At 69.6% G+C, this 26,716-nt stretch carries 23 protein-coding genes; 10 read left to right on the forward strand and 13 right to left on the reverse strand.

Going from position 1 to position 26,716, the window contains the following annotated elements; all coding sequences use genetic code 11:
• Positions 1-56 precede the first annotated feature (56 nt).
• Both GPY60_RS01930 and GPY60_RS01935 read right to left on the reverse strand, forming a co-directional pair.
• Positions 57-704, reverse strand: coding sequence for a hypothetical protein (locus tag GPY60_RS01930; protein ID WP_197283506.1), 648 nt, complete (start codon positions 702-704; stop codon positions 57-59).
• Positions 701-1,543: a hypothetical protein gene (locus GPY60_RS01935; protein ID WP_156685879.1), complete on the reverse strand. Its 843-nt coding sequence runs from the start codon at positions 1,541-1,543 to the stop codon at positions 701-703. Before GPY60_RS01935 ends, GPY60_RS01930 begins: the two co-directional genes overlap by 4 nt.
• 192 nt (positions 1,544-1,735) lie before the next feature.
• Here GPY60_RS01935 and GPY60_RS01940 point away from each other — a divergent pair, with 192 nt between their 5' ends.
• Positions 1,736-2,893 (forward strand): acyl-CoA dehydrogenase family protein, encoded by a 1,158-nt coding sequence (locus GPY60_RS01940; RefSeq protein ID WP_156685880.1) that lies wholly within the window; start codon positions 1,736-1,738, stop codon positions 2,891-2,893.
• Complete coding sequence (locus GPY60_RS01945) at positions 2,890-4,125, forward strand: acyl-CoA dehydrogenase family protein (RefSeq protein ID WP_156685881.1); 1,236 nt, start codon at positions 2,890-2,892, stop codon at positions 4,123-4,125. The genes GPY60_RS01940 and GPY60_RS01945 overlap by 4 nt, the downstream gene beginning before the upstream one ends.
• Here GPY60_RS01945 and GPY60_RS01950 read toward each other — a convergent pair.
• Complete coding sequence (locus GPY60_RS01950) at positions 4,113-6,116, reverse strand: SpoIIE family protein phosphatase (protein ID WP_156685882.1); 2,004 nt, start codon at positions 6,114-6,116, stop codon at positions 4,113-4,115. The genes GPY60_RS01945 and GPY60_RS01950 overlap by 13 nt on opposite strands.
• A 224-nt stretch (positions 6,117-6,340) precedes the next feature.
• Here GPY60_RS01950 and GPY60_RS01955 point away from each other — a divergent pair, with 224 nt between their 5' ends.
• Both GPY60_RS01955 and GPY60_RS01960 read left to right on the forward strand, forming a co-directional pair.
• Complete coding sequence (locus tag GPY60_RS01955) at positions 6,341-7,528, forward strand: phosphatidylserine decarboxylase (protein ID WP_156685883.1); 1,188 nt, start codon at positions 6,341-6,343, stop codon at positions 7,526-7,528.
• An 18-nt stretch (positions 7,529-7,546) separates the two neighbouring features.
• Positions 7,547-8,050, forward strand: a complete 504-nt coding sequence (locus GPY60_RS01960) for a DUF421 domain-containing protein (protein WP_156685884.1) — start codon at positions 7,547-7,549, stop codon at positions 8,048-8,050.
• Here GPY60_RS01960 and GPY60_RS01965 read toward each other — a convergent pair.
• From GPY60_RS01965 to GPY60_RS01975, 3 genes are all read right to left on the reverse strand, one after another.
• The gene (locus tag GPY60_RS01965; protein WP_156685885.1) at positions 8,042-9,247 is read right to left on the reverse strand and encodes an amidohydrolase family protein; all 1,206 of its coding nucleotides are present in this window, start codon (positions 9,245-9,247) and stop codon (positions 8,042-8,044) included. The genes GPY60_RS01960 and GPY60_RS01965 overlap by 9 nt on opposite strands.
• Before the next feature lie 147 nt (positions 9,248-9,394).
• The gene (locus tag GPY60_RS01970) at positions 9,395-10,459 is read right to left on the reverse strand and encodes a hotdog fold thioesterase (RefSeq protein ID WP_156685886.1); all 1,065 of its coding nucleotides are present in this window, start codon (positions 10,457-10,459) and stop codon (positions 9,395-9,397) included.
• A 76-nt stretch (positions 10,460-10,535) separates the two neighbouring features.
• Positions 10,536-11,117 carry a TetR/AcrR family transcriptional regulator gene (locus GPY60_RS01975; protein ID WP_197283507.1) on the reverse strand — a complete coding sequence of 194 codons (582 nt, stop codon included), beginning with the start codon at positions 11,115-11,117 and terminating at the stop codon, positions 10,536-10,538.
• A gap of 147 nt (positions 11,118-11,264) precedes the next feature.
• Between GPY60_RS01975 and qcrB the strand changes: the two genes are divergently transcribed.
• Positions 11,265-12,917, forward strand: coding sequence for a cytochrome bc1 complex cytochrome b subunit (qcrB, locus tag GPY60_RS01980; protein WP_156685888.1), 1,653 nt, complete (start codon positions 11,265-11,267; stop codon positions 12,915-12,917).
• On the opposite strand, the gene GPY60_RS01985 is transcribed toward qcrB, so the two are convergent.
• Genes GPY60_RS01985 through GPY60_RS02005 form a run of 5 tightly spaced genes read right to left on the reverse strand, consistent with a single transcriptional unit; the run spans position 12,914 to position 18,667 of the window.
• A complete protein-coding gene (locus GPY60_RS01985) occupies positions 12,914-14,416 on the reverse strand; it encodes a class I adenylate-forming enzyme family protein (protein WP_156685889.1) in 1,503 nt (500 codons plus the stop codon). The two genes, qcrB and GPY60_RS01985, sit on opposite strands and share 4 nt — an antisense overlap.
• A complete protein-coding gene (locus tag GPY60_RS01990) occupies positions 14,413-15,348 on the reverse strand; it encodes an acyl-CoA dehydrogenase family protein (RefSeq protein WP_156685890.1) in 936 nt (311 codons plus the stop codon). The genes GPY60_RS01985 and GPY60_RS01990 overlap by 4 nt, the downstream gene beginning before the upstream one ends.
• Positions 15,345-16,493, reverse strand: a complete 1,149-nt coding sequence (locus GPY60_RS01995; protein ID WP_156685891.1) for an acyl-CoA dehydrogenase family protein — start codon at positions 16,491-16,493, stop codon at positions 15,345-15,347. Before GPY60_RS01995 ends, GPY60_RS01990 begins: the two co-directional genes overlap by 4 nt.
• Positions 16,494-16,511: 18 nt before the next feature.
• Positions 16,512-17,609, reverse strand: coding sequence for an acyl-CoA dehydrogenase family protein (locus GPY60_RS02000; protein WP_156685892.1), 1,098 nt, complete (start codon positions 17,607-17,609; stop codon positions 16,512-16,514).
• Positions 17,606-18,667 carry an acyl-CoA dehydrogenase family protein gene (locus GPY60_RS02005; protein ID WP_156685893.1) on the reverse strand — a complete coding sequence of 354 codons (1,062 nt, stop codon included), beginning with the start codon at positions 18,665-18,667 and terminating at the stop codon, positions 17,606-17,608. The genes GPY60_RS02000 and GPY60_RS02005 overlap by 4 nt, the downstream gene beginning before the upstream one ends.
• 61 nt (positions 18,668-18,728) lie before the next feature.
• On the opposite strand from GPY60_RS02005, the gene GPY60_RS02010 reads away from it, so the two are divergent.
• The gene (locus GPY60_RS02010) at positions 18,729-19,601 is read left to right on the forward strand and encodes an LLM class flavin-dependent oxidoreductase (RefSeq protein ID WP_156685894.1); all 873 of its coding nucleotides are present in this window, start codon (positions 18,729-18,731) and stop codon (positions 19,599-19,601) included.
• Here GPY60_RS02010 and GPY60_RS02015 read toward each other — a convergent pair.
• Together GPY60_RS02015 and GPY60_RS02020 are read right to left on the reverse strand one after the other, a co-directional pair.
• A complete protein-coding gene (locus GPY60_RS02015) occupies positions 19,564-20,292 on the reverse strand; it encodes an SDR family oxidoreductase (protein ID WP_156685895.1) in 729 nt (242 codons plus the stop codon). The two genes, GPY60_RS02010 and GPY60_RS02015, sit on opposite strands and share 38 nt — an antisense overlap.
• Positions 20,289-21,110, reverse strand: a complete 822-nt coding sequence (locus GPY60_RS02020) for a FadR/GntR family transcriptional regulator (protein WP_156685896.1) — start codon at positions 21,108-21,110, stop codon at positions 20,289-20,291. Before GPY60_RS02020 ends, GPY60_RS02015 begins: the two co-directional genes overlap by 4 nt.
• 59 nt (positions 21,111-21,169) lie before the next feature.
• Between GPY60_RS02020 and GPY60_RS02025 the strand changes: the two genes are divergently transcribed.
• The 4 genes from GPY60_RS02025 (at position 21,170) to GPY60_RS02040 (ending at position 26,628) form a co-directional block, all read left to right on the forward strand.
• On the forward strand, positions 21,170-23,554 hold the full coding sequence (locus GPY60_RS02025) for a CaiB/BaiF CoA-transferase family protein (protein ID WP_156685897.1): 2,385 nt from the start codon (positions 21,170-21,172) through the stop codon (positions 23,552-23,554).
• 17 nt (positions 23,555-23,571) lie between these two features.
• Positions 23,572-23,763, forward strand: a complete 192-nt coding sequence (locus GPY60_RS02030; RefSeq protein ID WP_156685898.1) for a ferredoxin — start codon at positions 23,572-23,574, stop codon at positions 23,761-23,763.
• 196 nt (positions 23,764-23,959) lie between these two features.
• Positions 23,960-25,078, forward strand: a complete 1,119-nt coding sequence (locus GPY60_RS02035; RefSeq protein ID WP_370462640.1) for an aromatic ring-hydroxylating oxygenase subunit alpha — start codon at positions 23,960-23,962, stop codon at positions 25,076-25,078.
• Complete coding sequence (locus GPY60_RS02040) at positions 25,078-26,628, forward strand: AMP-binding protein (protein WP_156685900.1); 1,551 nt, start codon at positions 25,078-25,080, stop codon at positions 26,626-26,628. Before GPY60_RS02035 ends, GPY60_RS02040 begins: the two co-directional genes overlap by 1 nt.
• The last annotated feature ends 88 nt before the right edge of the window (positions 26,629-26,716 follow it).

Genomic DNA, 26,716 nt, shown 5'->3' on the forward strand with positions numbered 1-26,716 from the left:
CGCTTCGCCCGGCTGCGCCGCGCTCGCGATCGCCGCGGCCGCGCTCGCGATCGCCACTAAACCGGATTGAACTTGGTGATCAGCCACTTTCCGTTGGCGCGGCTCATGTGCACCACCAGGCTGGTGACCGCCACCGCGGGCTGGGGACTGTCCTTGGTGGTGGTGGTCTGGTCCACGAACACCAGCACGACGGCCGAGTCGGGCTGCAGTTCCGTGACCGCGGCGCCCGTCACGTGAGCCGTCGTCTTGACTGACCTCTGTTTGGCCGCCGGGGTGATGACCTGCTGGGTGAAGTCGTTGTAGTACTTCAGGAAGTCACCGGCAAGGTACCTCCTGGCGTTCGCGAAATCCTGGTCGAGAGTGTCCGACGAGTAGGACAACAGCGCGCTGGTGGCGTCCGAGGCCGAGTTGGCGACCTCCTGCTTGACCCCGAAATCGGTCTGCTGATCGGGCCGGTACTGCTTGAAGTACAACCAGGTGGCCATACCGCCGGACGCCACCAGGAGCACGACCAGAAACGCGTAGAAGGCCCCCCGGGCGGCGGGCGGTATCCGCCGTCGCCGACGTTTGGGGGGTGCCGGCTCTTCGGCGTCGGCCTCCTCGGGGGCGGCGTCGTACTCGTGTTCATCGGGATCGTCGGCTTCGGTTGTGGCATAACCCGGTTCGGCGGGCTCCGCAGCCGTGTCGCGCACATCGTTGGTCACGGTACGTACTCAACTTTCGACATCTTGTACTGTCCGCCGGCGTCGTCGACTGTCACCCGCAACCGCCAGATCTTGGGCGGTTCGTCCTTGCCGGGCGGCGAATTGGTGACGTGAGACGTCGCCGCCACCAACACCACCGCCGAATTGTCCGCGATCGACTCGACGCCCGCCGCCGTCACCTTTCCGTCGGTGATCGCCTTCGATTGCTCGACCACCGCGATGAAATCGTCGGCCCGCTGCTGGAATTCGTCCCGGAACTGGCCCGTGGAGCTGTCGATCACCCGCTGAACGTCCGCCTTGGCCTTGGTGAAGTCCAGGGAGATCATGTTCACCACGCCCTTCTTGGCCCCGGCGACGAAAGCGGCCTCGCGCTTCTGGTGCGCGATCGCGTCGCGATGGTGCTGCACCATGTAGAGGCTCGCCGCGGCGAAGCCGGCGATGAGCATCACCGCGACGAGGACGGCGGCCGCGGTCACCGCCGGCCCCCGGCTCCGCCGCCCCGCCCGGTTCGCCGCTGAGGCCCGAGGGCGCGCGGCCGACTCACCGGCGGGGGTCTCGTCGTCATAGTCCTCGGCCGCCTCGTCGTAGTACTCCTCGTCGGCCTCGGCGTACTCGTCGACGGCTTCCGCGTCGGCGGCCGCTGCGGCGGCGTCGGCGTAGTCGGCGGGGTCCTCGGCCAGCGCGAGCGCCTCGCGCCGCAGTCGCGCGGCGCGGGCGCGGGCGCGGGCCGCGGCGGCCAGCGCTTCGGCCTCGGCGGCCTCCGCCTCGGCCTCCTCGATCAACGCCAGCGCGTCGGCCTTCGAGGTGACCGACTCATCCTGGTCGTCCATGTCAGCCATCGCGCTCATCGCTTGTCTGGGTCATATCGACTGGACTCCGGTACCTCTTACCGTATCGCTCATTGCTAACATCGGAGTCGCCAGCGAACCGCGACAACCAGGACCGATCAGGCGGATGTTCAACCACCCCAACCTTCTCCCTTGCGTCTTTCGCGGCAGCGATGGACTGCCGCCATCGACCCCGCCGGCATCATGACCGCTGTCGACTCTCCCGAAAAGATACTCTTCGCCTCCACCACCCAAGCGTTTCTCAACAAAGAAGCGCCCCTGCGCCGCGTCCGGGAGTTGCACGCGGCGGGTGAGTCCTTCGACCCGGCGTGGTGGCGCCGCGCGGCCGAGCTGGGCTGGGCGGGCCTGCTCGTCCCGGAGGAGCTCGGCGGCGGCAGTGTCTCGGAGAGCGGCTTCGCGGACCTGGCCGCCGTCGCCGAGCAACTCGGCCACACGGTGGCGCCGGGCCCGCTCTACCCGGTCAGCACCGTGCTCGCCGCCCTCGCCGAGTGCGCGGACCCGCGTGCGCACGCGTCCACCATCGAGGCGCTGGTCTCCGGTGACCTCGTCGCGTCCTGGGCCGTGTCCGAACCCGGCCGCGGATGGGATCCGGCCGACCCGTCCGTCATCGCCACACCGACCGACTCGGGCTACCGGATCGATGGCACCAAGGACCGCGTCGAGGCGGCCGCCCAAAGCGGGTTGCTGCTCGTCGTGGCACGGTGCGGCAACGGGATTCGCCAGTTCCTGGTCCCCACGGACGCGCCGGGCGTGCGGATCGCCCCGCAGCAATCCGTCGATTTGGTCAAGCAGTACGCCCGGGTTCATTTCGAGGGTGTCGCCGTGCCGTCGTCGGCGGCCGTGGGGGATCCGGAAGAGACCGCCGCCCTGGTCGACCGGCAGAGCCAAGTCGCCCAGGTGCTGCAGTGCGCGGAGTCGGTCGGCATCCTGCAGACGGTTTTCGACCTCACCGTCCAGTGGGCGCTCGACCGGCACACGTTCGGTCGGCCCCTGGCGTCCTACCAGGCGCTGAAACACCGGTTCGCCGATATGAAGCTGTGGCTGGAAGCGTGCCGCGCCACCACCGCCGCGGCCGTCGCCGATGTCGCCGCCCGCGCGCCGGGGGCCGGGCTGACGGCCAGCATCGCCAAGTCCTACGTCGGCGACATGGCCGGCAGGATCGTCCAGGACTGCGTCCAGATGCATGGCGGCATCGGCGTGACGTGGGAACACGACCTGCACCTCTACCTCCGCCGAATCACGTTGTACAGGGCCATGTTCGGGACCCCGGAGGAACACAATCTGCGCGTGTACGAAGCGGAGAAGGCCGGGGCGGTCCGCGAGATGAGGGCGAAGCGATGACGGCGACCGAGTCCGTGAGCGAGTTCGCCGCCCGCGCAAGGGCGTGGCTCGCCGACAACATGCCGGCGATCGACCCGAATTTCCCGCCGGCTGCCCCGCGCGACGACGAACGCTCCTGGCAGCGTGCACGGGAGCTCCAGAAGCGGCTCTACGAAGGGGGATTCGCCGGGATCTGCTTCCCCCGCGAATACGGCGGCCTCGGCCTGGACTACGAGTATCAGAAGGCCTTCGACGCCGAGACGCGCACCTACGAGATGCCGTTGATCCTGAATATCCCCACGTTCACGATCTGCTGCGCCACGCTGCTCGACGCGGGCGGCGAGGAGCTGAAGAGACGGCACATCGCGGCCGCCCTGCGTGGCGACGAGGTACTGGTGCAGCTGCTGAGCGAGCCCAGCGGCGGTTCGGACCTTGCCGGGGTGATCACCCGGGCCGAGCGCCGCGACGGCCGGTGGGTGATCAACGGCGCCAAGACGTGGAGCACCAGTGCATTCGCCGCCGACTACGGGCTGTGCCTGGCCCGGACCGACTGGGATTTGCCGAAGCACGAGGGGCTCACCATGTTTTTGGTGCCCATCGATCACCCGGGAATCACGTTGCGGCGCATCACCATGCTGAGCGGCTCGACGGAGTTTTGTGAGGAATTCCTCGACGACGTCGACGTCGGCGACGATGCCGTGGTCGGCGACGTCAACGGCGGGTGGGCGGTGGCCTCGCGGCAGCTCTACCACGAACGGCGGGCGGTCGGCCAGGGATCGGAGTTCGCCAGCGGCAGTGGCAGCGAAGGTGGAACCGCGAATCCCGTTGACTACGTTGCCCTTGCGGAGAAGACCGGCCAATCCGACGATCCGCGGGTCCGCGAGATGGCCGGCCGCGTGCTGGTGCAGCGGGCGGTCGGCGAGCAGTTGATCGACCACGTGTTCCGCAGCGTCAAGGACGGCGTCCTGCCGCCGGCCGCGGGAACGCTGATCAGGCTCTTCCACGCCGAGACGGTGACCCTTGACATGGACACCTCATTGGCGATCGCCGGAAGCGCCGGCGTGGTGGGCGAGCCCGGTGAAGGCCTGGAGACGGGCCTGCGGTACCTGTCGCGGCAGAATGTCGCGATCGGCGGCGGCACAACGGAGATGGCGCGCAACGTGATCGGTGAGCGGGTGCTGGGGTTTCCGCGCGAGTACGCGGCCGACCGCGGGGTGCCGTTCAACCAGGTGCGGCACGGTCAGACGAGCTGACCGCTGTCGGACTCACCCTCCTGGGTGAGGACGTTGGGTGTCACCTCGGTCGAGACGGGTATCTGAACCAGCGACAGCACGTGATGTGCCGGGCTTCCGGGGGGCGCGACGACCGTGCACTCGGTGCCGTGCATGCGCGCGCGGTCGCGGGCGGCGTTCAGCGCGCTGACGGCCGACGATCCCAGGTGCGTGACGTCGGTCAGGTCGATTGTCAAAGGCGCGATGCCCGAACGGCTTTCGACCGCGATCTGGCGGTCGAGGGTGGGCGCGGTGGTCGAGTCGACCTCGCCTTTGACGACGATGCGACCAGGCCCGGTAACCACGGACTCGAACTCGGCGCCGGCCTGACGCGGCCGGCTCGCCCGGCCGACCACGGTGTCGGTCACGAAGACGGCCTCCCGGCAGAGGCGGTGCGTCAGGCTCGCCGTCGTCCCGCCCGGGCCGTGTGTGACATGCGCGTGGGATACCAGTGCCTCCGCCATCGCGAGCCCGCGTCCCCGGCCCTTCTCGCCGTCGCGGTGGTCCTTCCACCGCCCGCGATCGCGCACTGAGGCGTGCAGGTTGCCGTCGCCGCTCAGCGACGCCTCGACGACGACGCCGTCGGGAACCACCTCAGAGCCGTAACCGTGCTCGACGGCGTTCTCGACGAACTCCGAGACCGCGTGGACGATGTCCGAGATGTCGCCGTCGTCCGCGCCGACGAGGGACAGCCATTCCCGAAGGCGCGTGCGCACCTTGCGGGCCGCGTGGATCGTCGCGTCCAGTGTCATGGTCAGGGGCGGCGGCGGTGTGCGCCGCTGGACCGCGAGCAGGGTCACGTCGTCGCTGTAGCCGGTCGACCGTAACAGCAATTCCAGTGTCTCCGAACAGATCCGGTCGATGGTCCGCGCCGGGGACTCGATCACGAAGCCCTGGCCGGCGGCGATATGCCCGGCGACTTCGGCGAATTCGGCGGTGCTGGCGACGAGTGGACGGCCGGGGCGTTCGATGAGGCCGTCGGTGTAGAGCAGGACCGAGTCGCCCACGTCGAGCACTTCGGTGCGCACCGGGAAGCCGGTGCCGCCGCCGAGCGGGCACCCGCCCGACGGTTCGGCGTAGCGGGAGGTGCCGTCGGCGCATATCAGCAGCGGCGGCGGGTGCCCCGCGGTGCAGTACCGGAATTCGCCGGTTTCCGTATTGAGCGAGGCGACGCACAGGGTGGCCGAATGGGAGCCGGGCACGTGGTTGTGGAAACGATCCACCGCCGCGACGGCCTCCTCGATCGAACTCCCCGACAGGATCTGCATCCGTAGCGCGGTGCGCAACTGCGACATCACCGCGGCGGCCTCGACCCCGTGCCCGACGACGTCGCCGACGACCAGCACCAGTCGATCGCCCATGGCGACGGCGTCGAACCAGTCGCCGCCGGCCGCGGTGTCCTCCGCGGCGACCAGGTACTCGGCGGCGATGTCGGCGCCGGGGACGACGGGCACCGTCGCCGCCAGCAGCGCCTGCTGCATGACGATGGCCGAATCGCGGACGTGGCGGTAGCGCTCCGAGAGCTCCGCCATCCGGGCTTCGGCGGCCCGCCGCGCCAGGACGTCGTCGGTGACGTCGTCCATGATCAGCTGGACACCCTCGATCGCTCCGTCGTCGCCGCGCCGGGCCGTGACGAGGAAGTTGAAGAACCTCTCCTCGATTCCCGTGCCGTGGTAGTTGGCGTGCACCCGCCACTCGGTCGCGGACTGCGGCTCGCCGGTTTGATACACCCGGTCGAACATCTCGTAGATCTGCTGGCTCTCCAGCTCGGGATACACCTCGCGGGCCGGCCTGCCGATGGGGTCGAATCCCGGCCGGAGCGCGCGGTACGCCGCGTTGGCCGCGACGAAACGGTGGTCGGGACCCGCGAGGCCGACCAGCATCGACGGGACCTCATCGAAGACACGGCGCACGTCTTCGGCCGCGCCCACGGCCCTATCCCGATTGCCGCCCCGATCGCCCTCGGCCACCATCCGGCCGTCCCTCCTAGAGATCCTCGCCGAAAGCCGAATCAACGCCGGCTCAGATCCGATGCACAACTGCACACGCCAAAGCCCAGATTATCAACGCATTACCCGCGCCTCACGCATCAGTTGCCGCAGGCCGGTCGGCGCCGCCGCCATCGGGTTAGCGGCGGTGTCCGCGGGTATGCCGTGAAAACATGCGCCCGAACTGTAATGGAGCGAGGAACAATGCCATGAGCAGCCCCGATGCGATCATCCGCGGACTGCGGGCCGCCCTGGACGAGGACGCGGGGCTTGCGAATCGCCTCGAACAGTCGCTGCGGACGGCCCGGAAGCTTGCCGAGGCCGAGTTGAAGCCGGAACTGTTCGACGCGCTGGAATGGCCGACGGACGTCGACCAGTACGAGGGCTTCGTGACGCGCTTCCTGCGCTGGGTGCCGCGGCAATCGGGCGCCCCGGCATGGCAGGAACAGGACGGCAAGCAGACCCACGCCAAGGAGGTCAACGACCGGACGGCCCATTTCTTCTACCTGGTCAACCAGGAGGTCGACGGCGTCTCGCCGCAGGGGTCGGACGCGTTCCGTGGCTGGATGACCGAATTCGCCCGGCAGTGGGGCGCTTTCCTGGACACACCCGAGTCGTTCGGCCCCGAGGTCCTCCAGTCGTTCATCGACAACGCGCCGGAATACCGCATCGAGGAGTCGCTGATCGACGGCGTCCCCAACATGCCCAGCGGCTGGCTGACGTTCAACCAGTTCATCGCCCGTGAACTCAACGGGGGACTGCGCCCGATAGCCGAGCCCGCGAGCAACCTCGTCGCCACCTCACCCGCCGACTGCATCTTCCAGCACGCCTACGACATCGACGCCGACTCGAACATCCCCGCCACCCCGATCAAGAACACCCACAAGTACGGCAACATCAAGCACCTCATCGAGGGCAGCGCCTACGCCGACACCTTCGCGGGCGGGACGTTCGTCCACTACATGCTGCCGCCGTCGGCGTATCACCGGTACCACCTTCCGGTGTCGGGGCGCGTCTGCGAGTCGTTCCGGCTCGGCGGGAAGGTGTTCATGCAAGTCGGTCTGGCCGGCGGCGAGTTCGAGTCGAGCGACAGCGCCACCAGCGGCTACGAGTTCACCCAGAATCGCGGGGTGGTCACCGTGGACACCTCGGCGTCGGGCGCGGACGACATCGGCATCGTCGGCGTCATCCCGGTGGGGATGGCGCACGTGTCGTCGGTGATGCTGACCGCGGTCCCGGGGCGGCACATGGCCAAGGGAGAGGAGTTCGGCTACTTCCAATTCGGCGGTTCCGACATCATCGTCCTGTTCCAGCCGGGCGTCGACCCTCAGGTCGACACCGCCGAGGGGTACCGACTCGTCGGCACGCCCATTGCCCGCTGCCGCGGTCTCGCCTAGCCGATCGATGCTCTGAAGATGCATGACCTGGTGCTGCAATTCTTCAACGGCTGGCGGCCGGCCGCCTATGCGGCGCTCAAGGCGCTCGCGCTGTTCGCCACGGCCGTAACGGCTTTCCGGCTGACGCTGCGCCGCACCATCGCGGAGTTCACCCCGTTCGACTGGGTGACCGCGGTCGCGGTGGGCGCGATCGTGGGGCGTACGGCCACCGCCGGCGACACGTCATGGTTGACCGGGGCCGCCGCCCTGCTCACCCTGATCGTCGCGCACGACACCGTCGCCCGGCTGCGCTTCCTCCCCTGGGTGCACCGGCTCGTCGACCCACCGGTGCGGGTGCTGATCCGCGACGGCGAGGTCGACGACCGCAACCTCAAGCGCTGCAGGCTGACTCGTGACGACTTGGACGCAGTTTTACGTCAGCACGGGCACCGGAGTGTCGCCGGGATACGGCTGGCCGTGTTCGAAACCAAAGGCGTGGTCTCGGTTCTCGGCGAAAGCGAGGACGAGCCGCCGTCAGGCTGACACCGGCTTCTTCGCGGGCGCGGACACCTTCATCAGCTTCATCAGGTTGCCGCCCATGATCTTGGCGATGTCCGCCTCGTCGAAGTCAGTGAGCTCGTCGACGAAGGAGATCGGGTCCTTGAGCCCTTCGGGGTGCGGCCAGTCGGAGCCGAAGAGCACCCGGTCGGTGCCCACCATGTTGACGATCTCGGTGAACCGGTCCTCCCAGAACGGGGTGATGTAGACGCACCGCTTGAACGCCTCGATGGGGTCCTCGCTGAACGACTGCGGCATCTTCTTGTAGACGCCCTTCAGGCCCTTGAACAGGTCCGGCACCCAGTCGGCGCCGTTTTCAATCGACAGGATCCGCAGCTCGGGGTTGCGGGAGAGCGCGCCGTGGCACACCAGCGCGCCCATGGCGTCCAGGATCGGCCGGTGGCCCATCGCGAAGCTGCGGAACGGCGTGGGCTTGAACGGCAAGAACTCGTCGCCGGGTTCCCACACGTTGGCGAACTCGGAGTAGCCGCTGTCGGAGGCGTGCATCGAGACCGGAATCCCGGCTTTCACGCAGGCCTGCCAGAACGGGTCGAACTCCTCGAGGCCGAACGACCGGCTGCCCTTGTAGCCCGGCACCGGAGCCGGGCGGACGAGCACGGTGCGCGCGCCGCGCTCCAGGCACCACTCGAGTTCCTCGAGCGCGCGCTCGACGATGGGCAGCGTGATCACCGGGGTGGCGAAGATGCGGTCCTGGTAATTGAACGACCACTGCTCGTGCATCCACTGGTTGAGCGCGTGGATGACGTCGTGGGTCATCTCCGGGTCGTCCTTCATCCGCTCCTCGACCAGGCTGGCCAGCGTCGGGAACATCAGGGCGTAGTCGATGCCGAGCTCGTCCATGACCTCCAGCCGCGCGGCCGGTTCGCGGAAGGCCGGGATGGCCTTCATCGGCTCGCCGAGGATCTCGCGGTAGGTCTTCCCCTGCGCGCCGTTGCGGAAGTAGTCCTCCTGGGCACCGGGCCGCGCGACCACCTCGAAGGTCGGGTTGGGGATGTACTCGCTGATGTGGCCGCGCACGACGATCTTGGTGCGACCGCGGACCTGCACGTAGTCGATGACACGCTTGCGGTTCTCCGGGAGGTACTTGGTCAGCGCCTCCTGCGGCTCGTACATGTGGTTGTCGGCGTCGAAGACGGGGAAGGAAAGTTCGCGAGACGGCATGGCGATCTCCTTGGGAAAAGTGTCGATCTCAGTCTGTGGTAATGACGTTACCACTGACGCGGGGCGAGGTGTACCGGCCAGCCGGCTCGATCGTCACGCTCGCGTGACGCTCGACGGCGACTGCCACGCTGGCGTGACGCTCGGCGGCTAAGCCCCGGGCCAACTGGGCAGCTCCGGCGTCTTTCCGTTGATGATGGCGAAGTTCACGGTCGCGGTCGCGAGCAGCTCGTCGTCGCCGTCGCCGTAGATGTCCACCTGCATGACCATCGCCCGCCGCCCGGCCCTCAGCATGCGGGGGACCGCGAACGCCGCCCCCTGCCGGATCGGCCGCAGGTACCGGATGAACAGGTCCGCGGTCGTCATCGTCGTGCCGGGCCGCAGATGCTCCAACCCGAACTGGCCGCCCGCGACGTCGACGAGCGTGGCGATCAAGCCACCCTGCAGCGCGCCGGAGGTGTTGACCACCTGGGGGCTGACCGGCATCGTCATCGCGAACTCGCCGTCGCGAGTGCCCGGTCGCATGCCGATCTGAGCGAACAGCTCGCTCAGCGACGGGGCCGCCGACTCCTCGTCCTTGTCGCGGGTGTCGCGGATGCCCAGCGCGCGGCTGCAGAAGTCGTAGAGCTGGCCGGCGTCGAGCGGCGTCCCGTTCAATTCGGCGCCCAGCCAGTGCAGTCGCTGCGCGCCCATCACGGTCTGCATGACGATGGCGGCCGCCGCGCCCACGTCGAGTCCCGGGTCGAACACGCCCTCGGTGATGCCCTGCCCGACGATGTCGCGAATCAGTTGGTGCAAGGGGGACAGCACCCGCGCGTACTCGCGGGGCCGGGTTTCGGCCAGGTGCTGGTTGTAGAGGGTCAGCGCCCGATTGAGGCTGTCCTGGGTGCTCGATGCCGGCTGCTGGCTGACGCGGTCGATCACCAGCTTGAGGGCGGCGGTGCTGTCCAGTCCCGCGGTCTGGGCGCGCCACGTCTTCGCCGACTGGGCGATGGTCCGGTCGAACAGCGCCATCAGCAGTTCGTCTTTGCTGCTGAAATGCTGGTAGAAGGCGCGCAGGGAGGTCTTCGAGCGCGCCACCACCTCCTGCACGGTGAAGTCGGTGCGCCCGGTCTCGCCGAGGATCTCGACGGCGGTCTTGATGAAGCGGTCGCCGCGCGTCACCTCCGCCCCGTCGCGGGCTTCGTCGACGGCTTCGTCGCTCGCGTTGGCCATGAGCGCTGGAGTCCCTTCCCGCCGCGCGTGGAGTGTGCGCCGTGAGAATGAGATTACCGCGTGGCGCGTCACGCGCTCAGCGGGCGCGCCTCCGGGCCGCCAGGACGATGTCGACCGCCGCCGCGATGACGTCGTCGTCGGGCACCGTCCCGAACATCAGCGACGGGCACGCGACGACGCCGCTGAGCATGGAGATCGCCGCCTCGAGTTCCGCACCGTCGAAGGCCTCGCCGAGCATCGCCCGGATCGGCCGCTGCCCCTCGGCGTTGATCCGGTTCCTGATGTCGCTCATCGTTTCCACCGTGGCCCACTGGGCCATCGCGGACAGCACGCGGTCGAGCCGGCGGTCGACCACGGCCTGACGGAACGCCGTCAGCTCGCCGATCAGGTCGGCGCGCAGCTCACCGGTCCTCTCGTGGTGTGCGACATCGCCGAGGGCGTCGAGCGCCATGGCGGCCAGGTCGAACCGCGACGGCCAGTGCTTGTAGAGGGTGGTCTTCGAATAGCCGGCCCGGTCGGCGACGTGAGCGTGCGTGAGGGCGTCCGCGCCCTCATGGACCAGCACGTCGAGCGCCGTGCGCGCGACGTCGGCCCGCGTCCGGGCGATGCGGGCGTCCTCGCCCGTCTCGTCCGCGTCGCGGCCCTGGCTCGGCGTCATCGGGCGTCCCTTCTCGTGCGTGCGCTGTGAGAAAACTAGCCGATGAACGGCTCGATCATTAGAAAATTGAACGATCATTAGTGAACTAAACGTCCACTAATGTACTATCCGTTTGAGAGCCGATTCCGTCGTTATGGGGGCGCACCGATGAGTCCGAGAGTCAACGTTGCGGCGGCGCTCGCGCGCCAGGCCGACGAGATCGACACCCGCTACCACCCGTCGGCGGCGCTGCGGCGGCAACTGAACAAGGTCTTCCCGACGCACTGGTCGTTCCTGCTCGGCGAGATCGCGCTGTACAGCTTCATCGTGCTGCTCCTCACCGGCGTGTACCTCACCCTGTTCTTCGACCCCTCCATGACCGAGGTCACCTACAACGGCGTCTACCAACCGCTGCGGGGCGTTGAGATGTCGAAGGCGTACGCGTCGGCGCTCGACATCTCCTTCGAGGTGCGCGGCGGGCTGTTCGTCCGGCAGTTGCATCACTGGGCCGCATTGATCTTCGCCGCCGCGATCATGGTGCACATGGCCCGCGTGTTCTTCACCGGCGCGTTCCGCCGGCCCCGCGAGGCCAACTGGGTGATCGGCTCGCTGTTGTTGATCCTGGCCATGTTCGAGGGTTTCTTCGGCTACTCGCTGCCCGACGACCTGCTGTCGGGAACGGGCCTGCGCGCGGCGTTCTCCTCGATCACGTTGGGAATGCCGGTGATCGGCACCTGGCTGCACTGGGCGCTGTTCGGCGGCGACTTTCCGGGCGACCAGATCATCCCGCGCCTCTACGCCGTGCACATCCTGATCTTCCCGGGCATCATGCTCGCGCTCATCGGTTTGCACCTGGCGCTGGTGTGGTTCCAGAAGCACACGCAGTTCCCGGGCCCGGGCCGCACCGAGCGCAACGTGGTGGGCGTGCGGGTGATGCCGGTGTTCGCCGTGAAGTCCGGGGCCTTCTTCGCGGCGATCGTCGGGGTGCTGGGCCTGATGGGCGGACTGCTGCAGATCAACCCCATCTGGAACCTCGGTCCCTACAAGCCATCTCAGGTCTCAGCGGGTTCCCAGCCGGACTTCTATCTCATGTGGACCGACGGGCTTGTGCGCCTGTGGCCGGCGTGGGAGTTCTACTTCGGCCACCACACGATCCCGGCCGCCGTCGCCGTCGCGGTGCTGATGGGAGTGATCTTCGTTCTCCTCGTCGTGTATCCGTTCCTGGAAAAGCGGTTCACCGGCGATCGCGCCCATCACAACCTGCTGCAGCGTCCCCGTGACGTCCCGGTGCGCACCTCGATCGGGGCGATGGCGATCGCGTTCTACATCGTCCTGACATTCTCCTCGTTCAACGACATCATCGCGCTGAAGTTCGACATCTCGCTCAACGCGATGACCTGGATCGGGCGCATCGGGATGGTGGTGCTGCCCCCGATCGTCTACTTCGTCACCTACCGCTGGTGTGTCGCCCTGCAGCGCAGCGACCGCGCGGTGCTCGAGCACGGCATCGAGACGGGCATCATCAAACGTCTGCCGCACGGTGCGTACGTCGAGGTGCACCAGCCCCTGGGCCCCGTCGACGACCACGGCCACCCGATACCGCTGAGCTACCAGGGGGCACCGGTTCCCAAGCGGCTCAACAAGCTTGGCGCGGGCGGCCGGCCGGGCTCGGGCAGCTTCCTGTCCGCCGATCCCGCGTCGGAGGACGCCGCGCTGCGCCGGGCGGCTCACGCCGGCGAACAGCTGGCCCTGACCGCGTTACGCGACCGCCAGGACGGCGTCAGCACCAACGGCAGCAACGGACACCCTCCGGAGTCCTAACCGCCCCGGGCCTCGATCATCGCCGAGCGGTTCACCTTGGTGGCGGCGGTGCGGGGGATCGCGTCGACGAACTCGACGGTCTTGGGCGCCTTGTAGTGCGCAAGCCGGCCCTTGGCGTAGGCGATGACGTCGTCTTCGCTGAGCGTTGCGCCCGCGGCCCGCTGGACCACCGCGTGCACGCGGCGTCCCCACTGCGCGTCGGAGAGCCCGATGACCACGACGTCGGCGATGCCCGGGTGGCCGGCCAGCGCCGACTCCACCTCTGCCGGAAACACATTCGCGCCGCCGGTGACGATCATGTCGACCCGGCGATCGACGATGTAGAGATAGCCGTCCTCGTCGAGGTAGCCGATGTCGCCCGCGGACCGGAACCCGTCCTCGGTGGACGGCAGGGGCGGCGCGCCGCCCAGGTAGCGGGAGCCCGCGCTCATCGGTGCGCGCAGATAGATTTCGCCGAATTCGCCGGGGCCGAGCTGCCGGGTGCCGGCATCGAGGATGCGGACCTCGGTCTCCCGGAAACCGCGTCCCACACTGCCCGGGTGGGCCAGCCACTCGTCGCCGCGCAGTGCGGTGAGCCCCAGGTTTTCGGTCATCCCGTATGCCGACACGATCTGTTCGGGGCTGAGTAGCTCGAACCAGGTCCGCATGAGCGACGGCGGCATGACCGCGGCGCCCTGCAGGATGAAGACGATGCTGGACAGGTCGCGCTGGCGGGCGTCGGGGCGCGCCGCGATGCGCGCGAGCATCGTCGGCGTTGCCGTGAAGTTGGTGATGCGGAAGCGTTCGATGACGTCCAGAACCAGTGCGGCGTCGAACTTTTCGAGGATGACCAGATGGTCGCCGGCCAGCAGGAAGAAGAACGTGGCGAAGCCGTTGGTGTGGTAGATCGGCGCGGGCACCATGATGATTTGCGGCTGGGCCACCGGCGTCCAGTTGGCCAGGAACGGCTCGCCGTGCTGGGGCGTGAAGAGCGACGGCGCAAGGCTGAGGATCACCTTGGGGACGCCCGTCGACCCGCTGCTGCAGATGCCGTTGACGTGCGGGGAGACGGCGGGCGGAAGGGGTTCCGCGGACTCGGCGGCCGCGCTCGCGTCCAGCTCCCAGCGGGTCGTCTCGTCGACGACCACCGCGGGGTCGATCACCTCGCGCACCCGGGTACGCTCCCATTCGGGCAGATCCCAGTGCATGGGGACGGGGACCGCGCCGATCTTCCAGCATCCGAGGATGGCCAGCACGAGGTGCTGAGAATTCGGAATGGCAAGCGCCACAAGCGAACCGCTACCGGCCCCGCGCGCGGCCAGTGCCCGGCCCCACTGGTTGGCGCGCGCGTCGAGCTCACCGAAGGTCATGCTCTGCGCGGAGCCGTCAAGAGCGACGACGGTCACGGCCGTGGCGTCGGGACGCTGTTCGGCAAGCTCCTGCAGCTTGGTTCCGAACGGTATCCCGTCGGCCAGCGGATCGGGGGTCGCCCGTGGTGCGAGGGGCTCGGTTGTGCTCACGCCGGTACCGGCCCCCGAAACAGCGTCTCAAAGGCCCCGTTCGGTACGTCGGGGACCAGCCGCAGCGCAAGCGCCTCGGCCCCGAGCGGCAACCGGATCAGCGGCTGGGTGTGCCGGTCGAGCACGCTCACGTCGGACTCGTCGCAGAAACCGAGGGCGCCGAGCAGCTGGTGCGAGGTGCGCAGCACCTGCCGGGCGGTGTCGCAGGCCTTGAGCCGAAGGACCAGGGCGTCGGCCGAAACAACCTGTGTGGGCGTGCTTTCGGGGCGGGCGATGGTGAACTTGGCCAGCTCGTGCAGGCCCCGGACGGCGACGGCCGCATCGGCGACGGCGAACCGGACGGCCTGGAAGTCGGCGAGGGGCTTGCCGAACTGGACCCGGGCTCGCACGTGGTCGGTGACGATCCGCACCGACTGCTCCACCGCTCCCAGAATCCGCCATGACCCCAGCACGAGATGAAGGTTAACGTCGCGGGCGGGAACGGTACCGTCGGGTGTGCCCAGCGACGCGGGCACCAGGAACGGGCCCAGTTTCGCGGTGGTCCGGGACGCGGGTCGGGGGCGGTATCGGTTGCCGTCCAGGTCGGCGGCGACCCAGTCGCCCGGCAGGTCGCCGTGGTCGATGCGCGGCGCTTCGGGATTCACCAGGGCCAGGCGCGCGCCGTCGATCGCCAGCAGGTCCTCGACGAGCGGGTAGGGCAGCGCCGTCGCGCCGGCGGCCCGGCAGAGCACCGCGGCGGCCAGCACCTCGTCACCGCCGGACCGCACGTCGAGGTCGAACGCGCCGACGTCCGCCAGCGCGGCGCGCGCCCCGTCGCGGACGGTGTCGTCGGTCTCGGCGGGGGGCGCCGCCGGGGGGCCGCCCAGCCGGGCGAGCCGCTTGGCGGCGACGGCGGCGAAATCGCTGATATCTTGCGGCAGTTCGGTTTTCACCGGTGCTCTCCCAGGACGTCCCTTGCCACGAGCATCCGCTGCACCTCGATGGTGCCCGACGCCACGGTCGCGGCTTGTGCGTAGCGCCAATGGTCTTCGACCGCCCCGTGCAGCGGTGCCGACGTGCCGCTGTCCAGCGCGGCGGGGCCCAGCACGTCGAACAGCAGCTCGGCCACCTGCTGGTCGCAGGTGGTGGTCGCGATGCGCGCCGCGCTGGCCGCGGCCCCGGCGGACGGGTCGTCCTGCAGCGACACCGCCCGGTAGGCCAGCAGCCGGGCCACCCGCAGTTCGACGAGTGCCTTGACCCAGCGGGTGCGCAGCGATTCGGGCAGGCGGTCCCAGTCGTCGCCCAGCTCGGCGAGCATCCGGTCGAGCAGCGATTCACAGCGTGCGTAGCGCGCGATGCCCACCCGCTCGAAGGCGAGCGCCTCCCGCATCACCCGCCAGCCGTCGCCGACCTCGCCGAGGACGTCGCCGGGGAAGGCCTGCACGTCGTCGAGGAACATCTCGTTGAGGTGGTGCGGCCCGAGCATGGATCCGATGGGCCGGACGGTGAACCCGGGCCGGTCCATCGGGATGAGAAAAAGCGTGAGCCGCTTGGGTTTCGGGGCGTCGGGGTCGGTGCAGGCGGCCAGCACGCACCACGAGGCCATCAGGGCGTACGAGGTCCACACCTTCTGTCCGGTGATGCGCCAGCCGTCACCGTCGGGGACGGCGCGGGTGCGCAGCGACGCGAGGTCGGTCCCGGCTTCGGGCTCGGAGAATCCCTGGCACCAGATCACGTCGCCGGAGGCGATGGCCGCCAGGTGTTTGGCCTTCTGCTCGGCCGTGCCGTAACGCATCAGCGCCGGCCCGACCCAGTTGATGCCCATGTACTGGGGACCGCGCGGTTCGTGCTGGGCCCACATCTCCTCGCGCAGCACGGTCTGTTGCCACACCGAACCGCCGCCCCCGCCATGCTCTTTCGGCCAGGCCAGCGCCAGCAGCCCCTCCGTGGCCAACAGCTTGCAGAACGTCTCGGTGGTGGCCAGGTCGCGCGGGTCGTCGGTGCAGGCGCCCAGGAAGCCGGCGGGTATGTGATCGGCGATGAGCTGCCGCAGGCGGTTTCGCAGCTCCGCGGCGTCGTCGCCGAGGTCATAGTCCATGGTCGTCGTCCATTGTGGTCATCCCTTCGGCAGCCCGAGCAGCCGCTCGGCGATGATGTTGCGCTGCACCTCCGACGTCCCGCCGTAGATCGTGGCGGCCAGGGCGTCCTGTCGTTCGAACAGCAGGTCGGGGTTGTCCGCCGACGCCGGGCCCTGGGCGGCCGCCGCGAGCTCCCAAACGCGTTGCAGGGTAACCGATCCCAGGAGCTTGAGAATGTCCGCTTCGGGGCTGGGCCGGCCCGCGAGGTCGTTGCCCAGGGCGCGATAGCCCGTCGTGCGCAGCGCCTCGGCGTCCGCCAGCAGTGAGCCGAGTTCGGTGTGCATGTCGTCACCCGGGCCCGCCCGACGGGCGGCGTCGAGCCCGCGCTCGATCTCCACCCAGTTCATGACCCAGATCATCTGGCGTTCGTGGTGCAGCGACGCCATCGCGACGTTCCAGCCGCCGTTCAGCGGCCCGAGCAGGTTTTCGGCCGGCACCTCGACGTCGTCGAGGAAGACCTCGCAGAACGTCTCGTCCGAGATCGACGCCATCCGAATGGGTTCGATGCGCACCCCGGGCGAGTGCAGGTCGAGGATGAGGCACGAGATGCCGCGATGCTTCGGCGCTTCGGGATCGGTGCGCGCGTACAGGGTGCACCAGCGCGACTCGTGGGCCTGGGTGGTCCAGATCTTGTGGCCGTTGACGCGGAAGACGTCGCCGTCCCGCACCGCGCGGGTGCGCAGTCCGGCGAAGTCGGACCCGGCCTCCGGCTCCGACATGCCCAGCGCCCACCACTCGTCGCCGCGCAGCAGCGGGACGAGCAGCCGCTTGACCTGCGCTTGTGTGCCGAACTGGCGGATGCCGGGGGCGGCGACGCCCGGGCCTTGAATGTTGGGCAGCTTGGGCGCGGATCGCATCGCGGCCTCGAGCCGGATTTCCATCGCGTCGCGCAGGCCGAGCGACCGGCCGCCGTGCTCGCGCGGCCAGGTCGGCTGAATCCAGCCGGCCTCGAAGAGGGCCCGCTGGTAGTCGCGGCGCAGCCCCAGGTCCCAGCGATACCGCGGGTAGTTCTCGTAGTAGTCGCGCGGCAGGAAATCGCTTAGCCAGTCGGCGAATTCGGCGACCACTGACGTCATGCCGCGCTCCCGGCGAAGCGGCGGCCGACGTCGCGATAGAGCGCGCGGCTGTCGCCGAGCTGCGCCGCGCCCTGCCAGGCGTGGCGCACGTAGAGGTGCACGTCGTGCTCCCAGGTCTGGCCGACCGCGCCGTGCACCTGCACGGCCGTGCGCGCGCACGTCGTCGCCGCGTCGCCCGCGGCCGCCTTGGCGAGCGCCGCGGCGGTCCACGCCTCGGCGGACGTGGTGCCGGGATCGGCCAGCCGCGCCGCCGCCGCGTACGTCAGGCTGCGGGCGCGCTCCAGCGCAACGTAATTGTCGGCCAGCGCGTGCTTGATTCCCTGGAAGGCACCGATCGGCTTGCCGAATTGGTGGCGGGCCTTGGCGTGTTCGACCGAGCGATGCAGCGCGGCGCCGGCCACACCGACCAGGTCGGCGGCCGCGGCGGCCAGCGGCGCCGCCAGCGCGAATTCCGCGTCGACGGGCGCCGTTGCCAGCGGCTCGACGTCGAACTCCACGTCGGCCAGCGGCTGCGCGGGATCGGTGGACTCGCCGGCCGTCGCGCTCACCCCGTCGCCGCACCGCGCGACCGCGGCCACGACGGCGCCGTCGGTGCGGGCCAGCGTCACGATCAGTTCCGCGCGCGTGGCATGCGGAACGGCGACCGCGCGCCCGCGCAACCGGCCGTCGCGCAGGGTCGCCGGGGCGCCGGGCAGCCGCGATCCGGGCGCGTGGACCGCCAGGGTCGCGACGGCGCCGGCGGCGATCTCGGCGAGCGCCGCGTCCAGCCCGGTGCCACGCAACGCGCCGGCGGCCAGGCCGACGCTGCTCAGCAGCGGGATCGGGGCGATCGCGGTGCCGCATTCCTCGAGCACCGCGGCCAATTCGAGGGGTCCGTACTCGCCGCCGGGCGTCGCGAGTTCGGTCCAGCCCAGGCCGACCACGGTCTTCCACACCGCGCGCCACCGCTCGGGGTCGGTCATCGCCTGCCTCGCCGCGTCCGGAGGGGACTCGACGCGCAGGATGTCGCGCACGGCGTCGCGCAGCGACAACTGCTCCGAAGTCAGACCCGCAACCATAAGACCCCTAACATAATAAAGATAGTAAACTAGCGGGGCCGTTGCAATCGATAGGTGGCGCATGGTCGAGTGGTATCTGTTCCTGCCGCAGGTGCGGCTGTCCGCGGCCGACATCACGGACCGGGCGCGGCGCGCGGAGGCGAGCGGATTCGACGGCGTGGCGTTCATCGACCACCTGGAGGCGCCCGGTCAGGCGAGCGAAACCATCTGGGAGGCAATGGCGATCGCCACCTGGGTCGCCGCCCGGACCGAGCGGCTGCGTGTCGGCCACCTCGTGCTCTGCGACGCCTTTCGCCACCCCGCCGTGCTGGCCAAGCAGGCCGTCACGCTGTCGGAGGCGTCCGGCGGCAGGTTCGACCTCGGGCTGGGGGCGGGGTCATGGCCGGCGGAGTTCGCCAGATTCGATGTCGGGCAGGAGGATCCGGTGGCCCGCGTCGAGCAACTTGAGCGTCACCTCGGGCTGATCCGGCAGTACTGGGGCGACGGGCCGGGGGACGGCGCGGCGCCCCAGGCACCGCGGCGGTCGCACCCGATACCGCTGGTCCTGGGCGGAACGGGGCGCCGGATGATGGGAGTCGTTCGCCGGTATGCGGATTGGTGGAACCTGCCGGTCAACCACTTGGACAGGCTGCCCGCGCTCGCGCCGTCGGCGGGAAGCGCCCGGGTGTCCGTCCAGCTCATGGTGGGATTTGTCGGGGCCGGCGGCGATCCGGACAAGGTGCGCGAGGTGAGCACGCGGCGCTTCGGCCACCTGGGGTCCGGCCTGATGTGCGGCGACGCCGACGAACTGACCGGGCGCTTGACCGCCCTGGCCGCCCACGGCGTGGGGCGGTTCTACGTGTGGTTCGCCGATTTCGCCCTGCCGGACACCCTGCGCGAGTTCGGCGAGTCGGTGATCAAGGCTTTCCCTGGCGGCGGCGCCGCGCCTCGATAGGCACCACCGGCGGCCGGGCGAACGGGCCGCGCTGTACGGCGGACAGGCGGATCTCCGGCAGGTCGACCGACGGGTCGACGGTGTCCAGCCAGGCGACGGCGTCGGCGACGTCGGAGACCCTGATGGCGTACATCTCGAACGGCACATCCTGCAGCATCTCGGTTTCCACCGGGCCGGGGGTGACGATGTGCACGGCGATGCCGTCGCGGTCGACCTCGAGCGCCAGCGCGCGGGCGAACGCGTTCATGCCCGCCTTGGAGGCGGAATAGGCCGTGCGGGCCGGCATCGGCTCGTGGGCGGCGGACGACGAGACGAACACGAACCGCGAGCCCGCCCGCATCCGCGGCAGGGCGGCGGCGGTCACCACGAAACATGAATCCAGGTTGGCCGCGATGATCTCCCGCCACTGGCCGAACGTCTGCTTGCGGGCGTACGTCCCGCCCAGCGTCCCGGCCGCATGCACGACCAGGTCGATGCTCTCCAATGCGCTTATGGCAGCGGCGAATCCGTCGGCGTCGGAGGCGTCGGCCACGATGTGACGCGCGCCGACCTCCTCGGCGGCCGCGCGCAGCGGTCCCTCCCGCCGCGCCACCAGGACCACGTCGTACCCGAGTTCGCGGAGCTTGCGGCCACATCCCTTGCCGATGCCGCCACTGCCGCCGGTGACGAGTGCGGTCCTGTTGGCGGTCAAGAGTTCCGGAGATCCCGCGGTCGCGATAATGCCTGGGGCGAAAAGGCGTAGATGCGTTGGTCGGGACGCCCCGAGAGCACGTAGGTCTGGGTGTCGGCCAGGTGACGTCCGGCGATGCGGCGGGCGCGGTCGACGTCACCCTCGGCGATGGTCTCGGCCAGCTTGACGTGCGTGCTCAGCACGGCCCGGCGCTTGGCCAGCGACGGGTAGGTGCCGCGCGCGGCGCTCTCGTCGGCCCACTGCCGCTCGTGGCTGGTCCACAGCGTCTCCAGGCTGCCGACGACCGCGATGATGGTGTGGTTACCGCAGCCCCGGACGATGAGATCGTGGAATTCCCGGCCGATTTCGGTGAACGCCCGGCCGTCGTCGATCTGCTCGGCCATCGAGTCGTTGACCCGCTTGAGTTCCGGCACCAGCGTGTCGGCCCGGTCGGGCCGCTGGGCCGCCAGCGCCGCGCATGCGGGCTCGAGTTCCTGCAGCGCCATGCCAAGGTCGGCGACCGCAACCGACTCGCTCTGCAGCAACAGGCCGAGCATGTAGGCCGCGCTCGTCTTCGCCGGCGCGTGAACCACCGCGCCGCCGCGGTTGCCGCGCCGGACCGAGACCAGCCCCTCGGTTTCCAGGATGCGCAGCGCCTCGCGCAGGGACACCAGGCTGACGTTGAACTGCTCGACGAGCACTTCCTGGCGCGGCAGCAGGTCACCGTCCGCAAGCTCGCCATCGATGATCTGGCGGCGCAACTCGTCGGCTACTATTTCGGCGATCCGCGGCGCCGACAACCGGCGGCGGGCGTCCGGGCCGATCCCCAAGGCGGTCATCCGATCCTCGTACGGTGCGCTGGCTTAGCTATTTTAGCAGTAATGATATAAATAGCCGGGTGAGGCGCGAGCCCGACAGCCGGCCGACACCGCTGGACGACTTGCGCGTCGTCGAGATCGGCGAGCGGATAGCGGGAAGCTACTGCGGCAAGCTGCTGGTCGACGCGGGGGCGCAGGTCCGCAAAATCGAGCCGCCGCAAGGGGATTGGTTGCGGCGGTACTCGGCAACCGGTTCGGCGGTGCCGCCGGGAGCCGATGCGCCGCTGTACGACTACCTCAACGCGGGCAAGCGCAGCCTGACGGTCGCCGGGCATTCGGATCGCTACCGCGCCGAATTGGCCGCCGCCGACGTCGTCATCGTCGCCGCGGGCCCGTTGCGCGCGGCCGAGCTGGGCGTCGATCCCCGGGAGCTGCTGGCCGACTCGCCACGGACCGTCGTCGTGACGATCTCCGACTTCGGGTGGACCGGGCCGTACGCCGACCGCGCGGCCAGCGAGTTCACGCTCCAGGCGTGGTCCGGCTCACCGGGCTTTCGCGGCGACCCCGCCGGCCCCCCGATCACGATCGGCGGCGAGCTGGGGGAGTACATGGGTGGCGTGTACGCCGCGTTCGGCGCCCTGGCCGTGCGCCGGCGGGTCGAGAACGGCGGACCGGGCGAACATCTCGACCTGTCGGTGCTCGAGGCGATCACCGCGATGCAGAGCAGCGAGTGGCTGCACTCGGCGCTGCTGCGGGTTCCGCCGATCAGCCGCACGCTGGAGGTGCCCTCGATCGAACCGGCCAAGGACGGCTACGTCGGGATCACCATGGTCACGGGCCAGCAATGGCTCGATTTCTGCGCGATGGTCGAGTGCCCGCAGCTGGAGGAGATCGAACAGCTGCGGTTTCAGATCGGCCGCTGGGCCTACCGCGACCTGATCCGCGAGCAGATTCGGCCGTGGCTGGCCGAGCGGACCGTCGACGAGATCGTCGAACTCGGCCAGCTGTTCAGGCTGCCGATCGCGGCGCTGGGCAACGGCTCGACGATCCGCGACACCGAGTACGCCACCGCTCGGGGTGTGTTCGTGGCCAACCCCGCCGGATTCCGCCAGCCCCGGCCGCCGTGGCTGATGTCGGTGTGCGCGCCGCCGTCGCCGGCGGCCACGGCCGCGGTCGGCGCGGACAACGGTGAATCGGACTGTCCGACAGGCGAACCGGCGCCGGGCCCGGCGCGGCGGGACCTGCCGCTGGCGGGCGTGCGCATCGTCGACCTGACCGCCTTCTGGGCGGGTCCCGCCGCCACCCACCTGCTGGCCGCCTTCGGCGCCGACGTGGTGAAGGTCGAGTCGATCCAGCGGCCGGACGGCATCCGCTATTCGGGCGGGATGCGCACGGACGTCGACGACTGGTGGGAGTACGGGTGGGTGTTCCACGCGATGAACACCAACAAGCGTTCCGTGACAGTCGATTTGGGTTCCAACGAAGGCCGCGAGCTGTTCCTGAAGCTGGCCGCGGGCGCCGACGTCGTGATCGAAAACTTCTCGCCACGGGTGATGGACCAGTTCGGCCTCACCGCCGACGTGCTCCTCGAGGTCAACCCCAGGCTGGTCGTCGCGCGCATGCCGGCGTTCGGACTGGACGGGCCGTGGCGCGAGCGGGTGGGCTTCGCCCCCACGATGGAGCAGATCGCCGGCCTGGCCTGGGTGACCGGGCTTCCAGACGCGCCGCCGGTGACGCCGCGGGGGGCCTGCGACCCGCTGGCCGGGGTCCACGCCGCGTTCGCCGTCCTGGCTGCGCTCAGCTACGCCGAACGCACCGGCACGGGCCAGCAGGTCGAGCTGCCGATGCTGGAGACCGTGCTGAACGCCACCGCCGTCCAGGCGATCGAGAACGAGGTGTTCGGCGTGACGCTGGGACGGCGCGGCAACCGCGGCCACCGCGACCTCATCCAGAACCTGTACCGGTGCGCCGGGGACGACGATTGGATCGCGGTCACCGTCCGCGACGACCGGGAGTGGGGCGCGCTGGTCGAGCTGATGGGCAGGCCCGACTGGTGCGACGACAGGCTGGCCGGCGTCGCCGGGCGGCGGGAGCGCGCCGACGACGTCGACCGCCGGCTCGCGGACTGGTTCGCCGGGCAGCCGCTGCGGCCCACCGTCGAACGGTTGGCCGACGCCGGCGTCCCCGCCGCGCCGGTGGTGTCGCCGTCGCTGGTCACCGAGAACCCGCAGCTGCGCGAGCGGGGCTTCTTCGAATCGCTGCACCACGCGAGCACCGGGACCAACCTCTACCCCTCGCCGCCGTTCGCCGCCCTCACGGGCCACGACAGGTGGTTGCTGCGCCCGCCGCCGCGGCTGGGCGAGCACAATGAAGAGGTGTTGCGCGACCGGTGCGGCCTGACCGACGAGGAGCTCACGCGCCTCGCGGCCGGGGGCGTGATCGGGACCCGGCCCAAGGGCCTGTGAGAAAGGGAGGGCTAGCCATGCGGGTGGTGGTCGACGGAAACATGTGCGAGGCCAACGGGTTCTGCGAATCGCTGGTCCCGGACGTCTTCGAGCTCGGCGACGAGGACGTCGTGCAGATCGCGGACGGCCCCGTGCCGCCGCGGCTGGAAATCGACGTGCGCGCCGCGGTGGATCAGTGCCCGAAGGCCGCGCTGCGGCTACTGGACTAGACGGTCCGCATGAAGGTGCGGCGCCCGGCCGCGAAACGTGTGTCATGGCGAGCGTTCTCGGCGCGTCGTGTGCGTGGTGCGGATGCAACCTGCCCGGGCGCCGGAACTCCACGCGTTGACGTTCAATGCTTAAGATAGTAAAAATAGACAGTAGTCGCCGAACCGTCGGTCGGGATACGGAGTGCTCGTGACGCAGATGATTTCGGACTCGGCGCCGGATCCGGCAGGGGATCCATCGGAGCGAGAGTTCGGGCAGGCCGGAATTGCGCTGTCCACCTATCGGTTCCCGACGGGCTGGTTCATCGTCGCCTTCGCCTCGGACCTGGCCCCCGGTCAGGTCAAGCGGGCGCACTACTTCGGCGAGGAACTGGTGCTGTTCCGCACCGCGTCCGGCCGCGTCCACGTCATGGACGCCTATTGCCAGCATCTCGGCGCCAACATGGGCGTCGGCGGCACCGTCGAGGGCGAGAACATCGTGTGCCCATGGCACGGCTGGCAGTGGCGCGGCGACGGCACCAACGCGCTGATTCCCTACAGCAAGATCGGCTGCAAGAACAACGTCCGCGTCCGCACCTACCCGAGCATGGAGTGGTACGGCTTCGTCCTGGCCTGGCACGAGCGGCACGGCCGCGCGCCCTACTGGCGGCCGCCGGTGCTCCCCGAGCTCGAGACCAACGAGTACTACCCGCTGCACCCGCACACCCAGATGCTCAACCGGGTCAAGGTGCATCCGCAGATGATCATCGAGAACGCGGCGGACCCCTACCACGTCCAGTACGTGCACAAGGCCGCCAACCCCGCGACCACCGCGTCGTTCGAGGTGTCGGGCTACCACCTGCACGCCACCGTCAACGCCCATTTCGGCGGCGGGCGCGCGCAGACGTGGCTGACCCCGAACGGGCCGGTGGACGCGAAGATCATCTACGACAACTACTCGCTGGGGCTGGGCGTGGTGCGTTTCCCCAGCGAGCTGGTGGCGACGGTCCAGGTCACCGGGCAGACGCCCGTCGACGAGGATTACACCGACTACTTCTACACCCAGGCCTCCGTCCGTGAGCCCGGCGACAGTGGCGACGTCCCGACCGGGCGCGCCGCCCGGTTCCTCGCCCTACAGCAAGAGGTCATCAAGCAGGACTTCTTCACCTGGGAGAACATGAAGTACCTCGAGAAGCCCAACCTCGCCCCCGAAGAGGCGCACGACTATGCCGCCCTTCGGCGTTGGGCACACCGCTTCTATCCGGGCCCGCAGCCCTCGCCCGCCGACTTCGGCTACACCGCCGACGGACAGCCGGACCCGGCGGCCGCCGAAGCCTGATGCCCGGACCCGCCGACTTCGGCGTCGACGGTTTCACCGTGTCGGCCGTCCTGGATCGGCGGGCCGAACAGCATCCCGACCGGGTCATGATGACGATCGCCGGTGAGGACGTGACGTTCGAGCAGATGCGGCTGCGGTCGCTCGCCGCGGCCGGCGCGTTGACGGGGCTGGGCGTCGCGCCCGGCGACCGCGTGGCGCTGTTCACGGGCACGTGCCCGGAATGGGTGTACTTCTGGCTGGGCGCGGCGCGCATCGGCGCGGTGAGCGCGGCGGTCAACGCCGCCAGCAAGGGCGACTTCCTGCTGCACTCCCTTCGGCTCGCCGGCACGAACGTGATCCTCACCGACGCCGAGCGACGGCCCCGCGTCGACGAGATTGCCGCCGGGCTCGAGACGTTGAAAAACATTGTGATGCGCGAGGATTGGGATCTGCTGCCGACGGTGCGGCCTCCCGACCATCGCGCCGGCGAGGGCGAGGTGGGCTCGCTGTTCTTCACGTCGGGCACCACCGGGCCGTCGAAGGCGGTGGCCACGACGTGGCACTACCTCTTCACCGTGGCCGCGACCGTCGCATCCGCCTGGGAGCTGCGCGCCGGTGACGTCCTCTGGACGGCCATGCCGCTGTTTCACCTGAGCGCGGCGCCCAGCGTTCTCGCCCCAATGCTCGTCGGCGGAACGACCGTGTTGGCGAAGGCTTTTCACCCGACCGCGGTGTGGGATGACGTCCGCGCGCACGGCGCCATCGGGTTCGCCGGGGCCGGCGCGATGGTGTCGATGCTGAACGCCCTGCCGCCCGATCCGCGCGACGGGCAGTTGCCGCTGCGGTTCATCTCGGCCGCCCCGATCGACGCCGACTCCTATGACGCCATCGAAAAGCGTTACGGCTGCCGCATCGTGACGATGTACGGCATGACCGAGGCGTTCCCCATCGCGGTCCAGGGCGTGTCCGACACAGGGGTGCCCGGGACGTCGGGCCGGCCGAATCCCGATTTCGAGGTGCGCATAGTCGACGAGCGCGGAGACCCGCTGCCCGCCGGCGCCGTCGGGGAGATCGCCTGCCGCGCCCGGCGCCCGCACGTGATGAGCGAGGGATACCTCGGCGAGGGGGGCCGCGTCGAACGACACCCGGAGTGGTTTCGCACCGGCGACCTCGGCCGGCTGGACGACGGGGGATACCTGACCTACGTCGACCGGGTGAAGGACTCGTTGCGCCGGCGCGGCGAGAACATCTCTTCGGTGGAGGTGGAGAGCGTCGTCCGTCGCCATCCGGCGGTGGCCGACGCCGCGGTGATCGGCGTGCCCAGCGAGCTGGGGGAGGACGACGTCTGCGTGGTGGTGGCCTTGCGGCCGGGTGCGACGCTGGATTGCGTTGAGCTGCTGGACTTCTGCGCGGCCCGGATGCCGTACTTCTGCGTGCCCCGCTACGTCGAGACGGTTGACGAGCTGCCTAAGAACGTCATCGGGCGGGTGCGCAAAGACCTGTTGCGGGCCAGGGGCGTATCCCCGGACGCGTGGGATCGCGAGAGGCAGGGGTATATCGTTCGCCGTTAAGTTACGTTAACGTTACGTAAACGTCGAAAAGTTACGCTAGTGTTACGCCAATTTCCAGATCGACCGCCCGAGAGAGGCTGGAGAGCAG

This window comes from Mycobacterium sp. Marseille-P9652, from assembly GCF_902652685.1.
In the GTDB taxonomy this organism is placed as follows: domain Bacteria; phylum Actinomycetota; class Actinomycetes; order Mycobacteriales; family Mycobacteriaceae; genus Mycobacterium.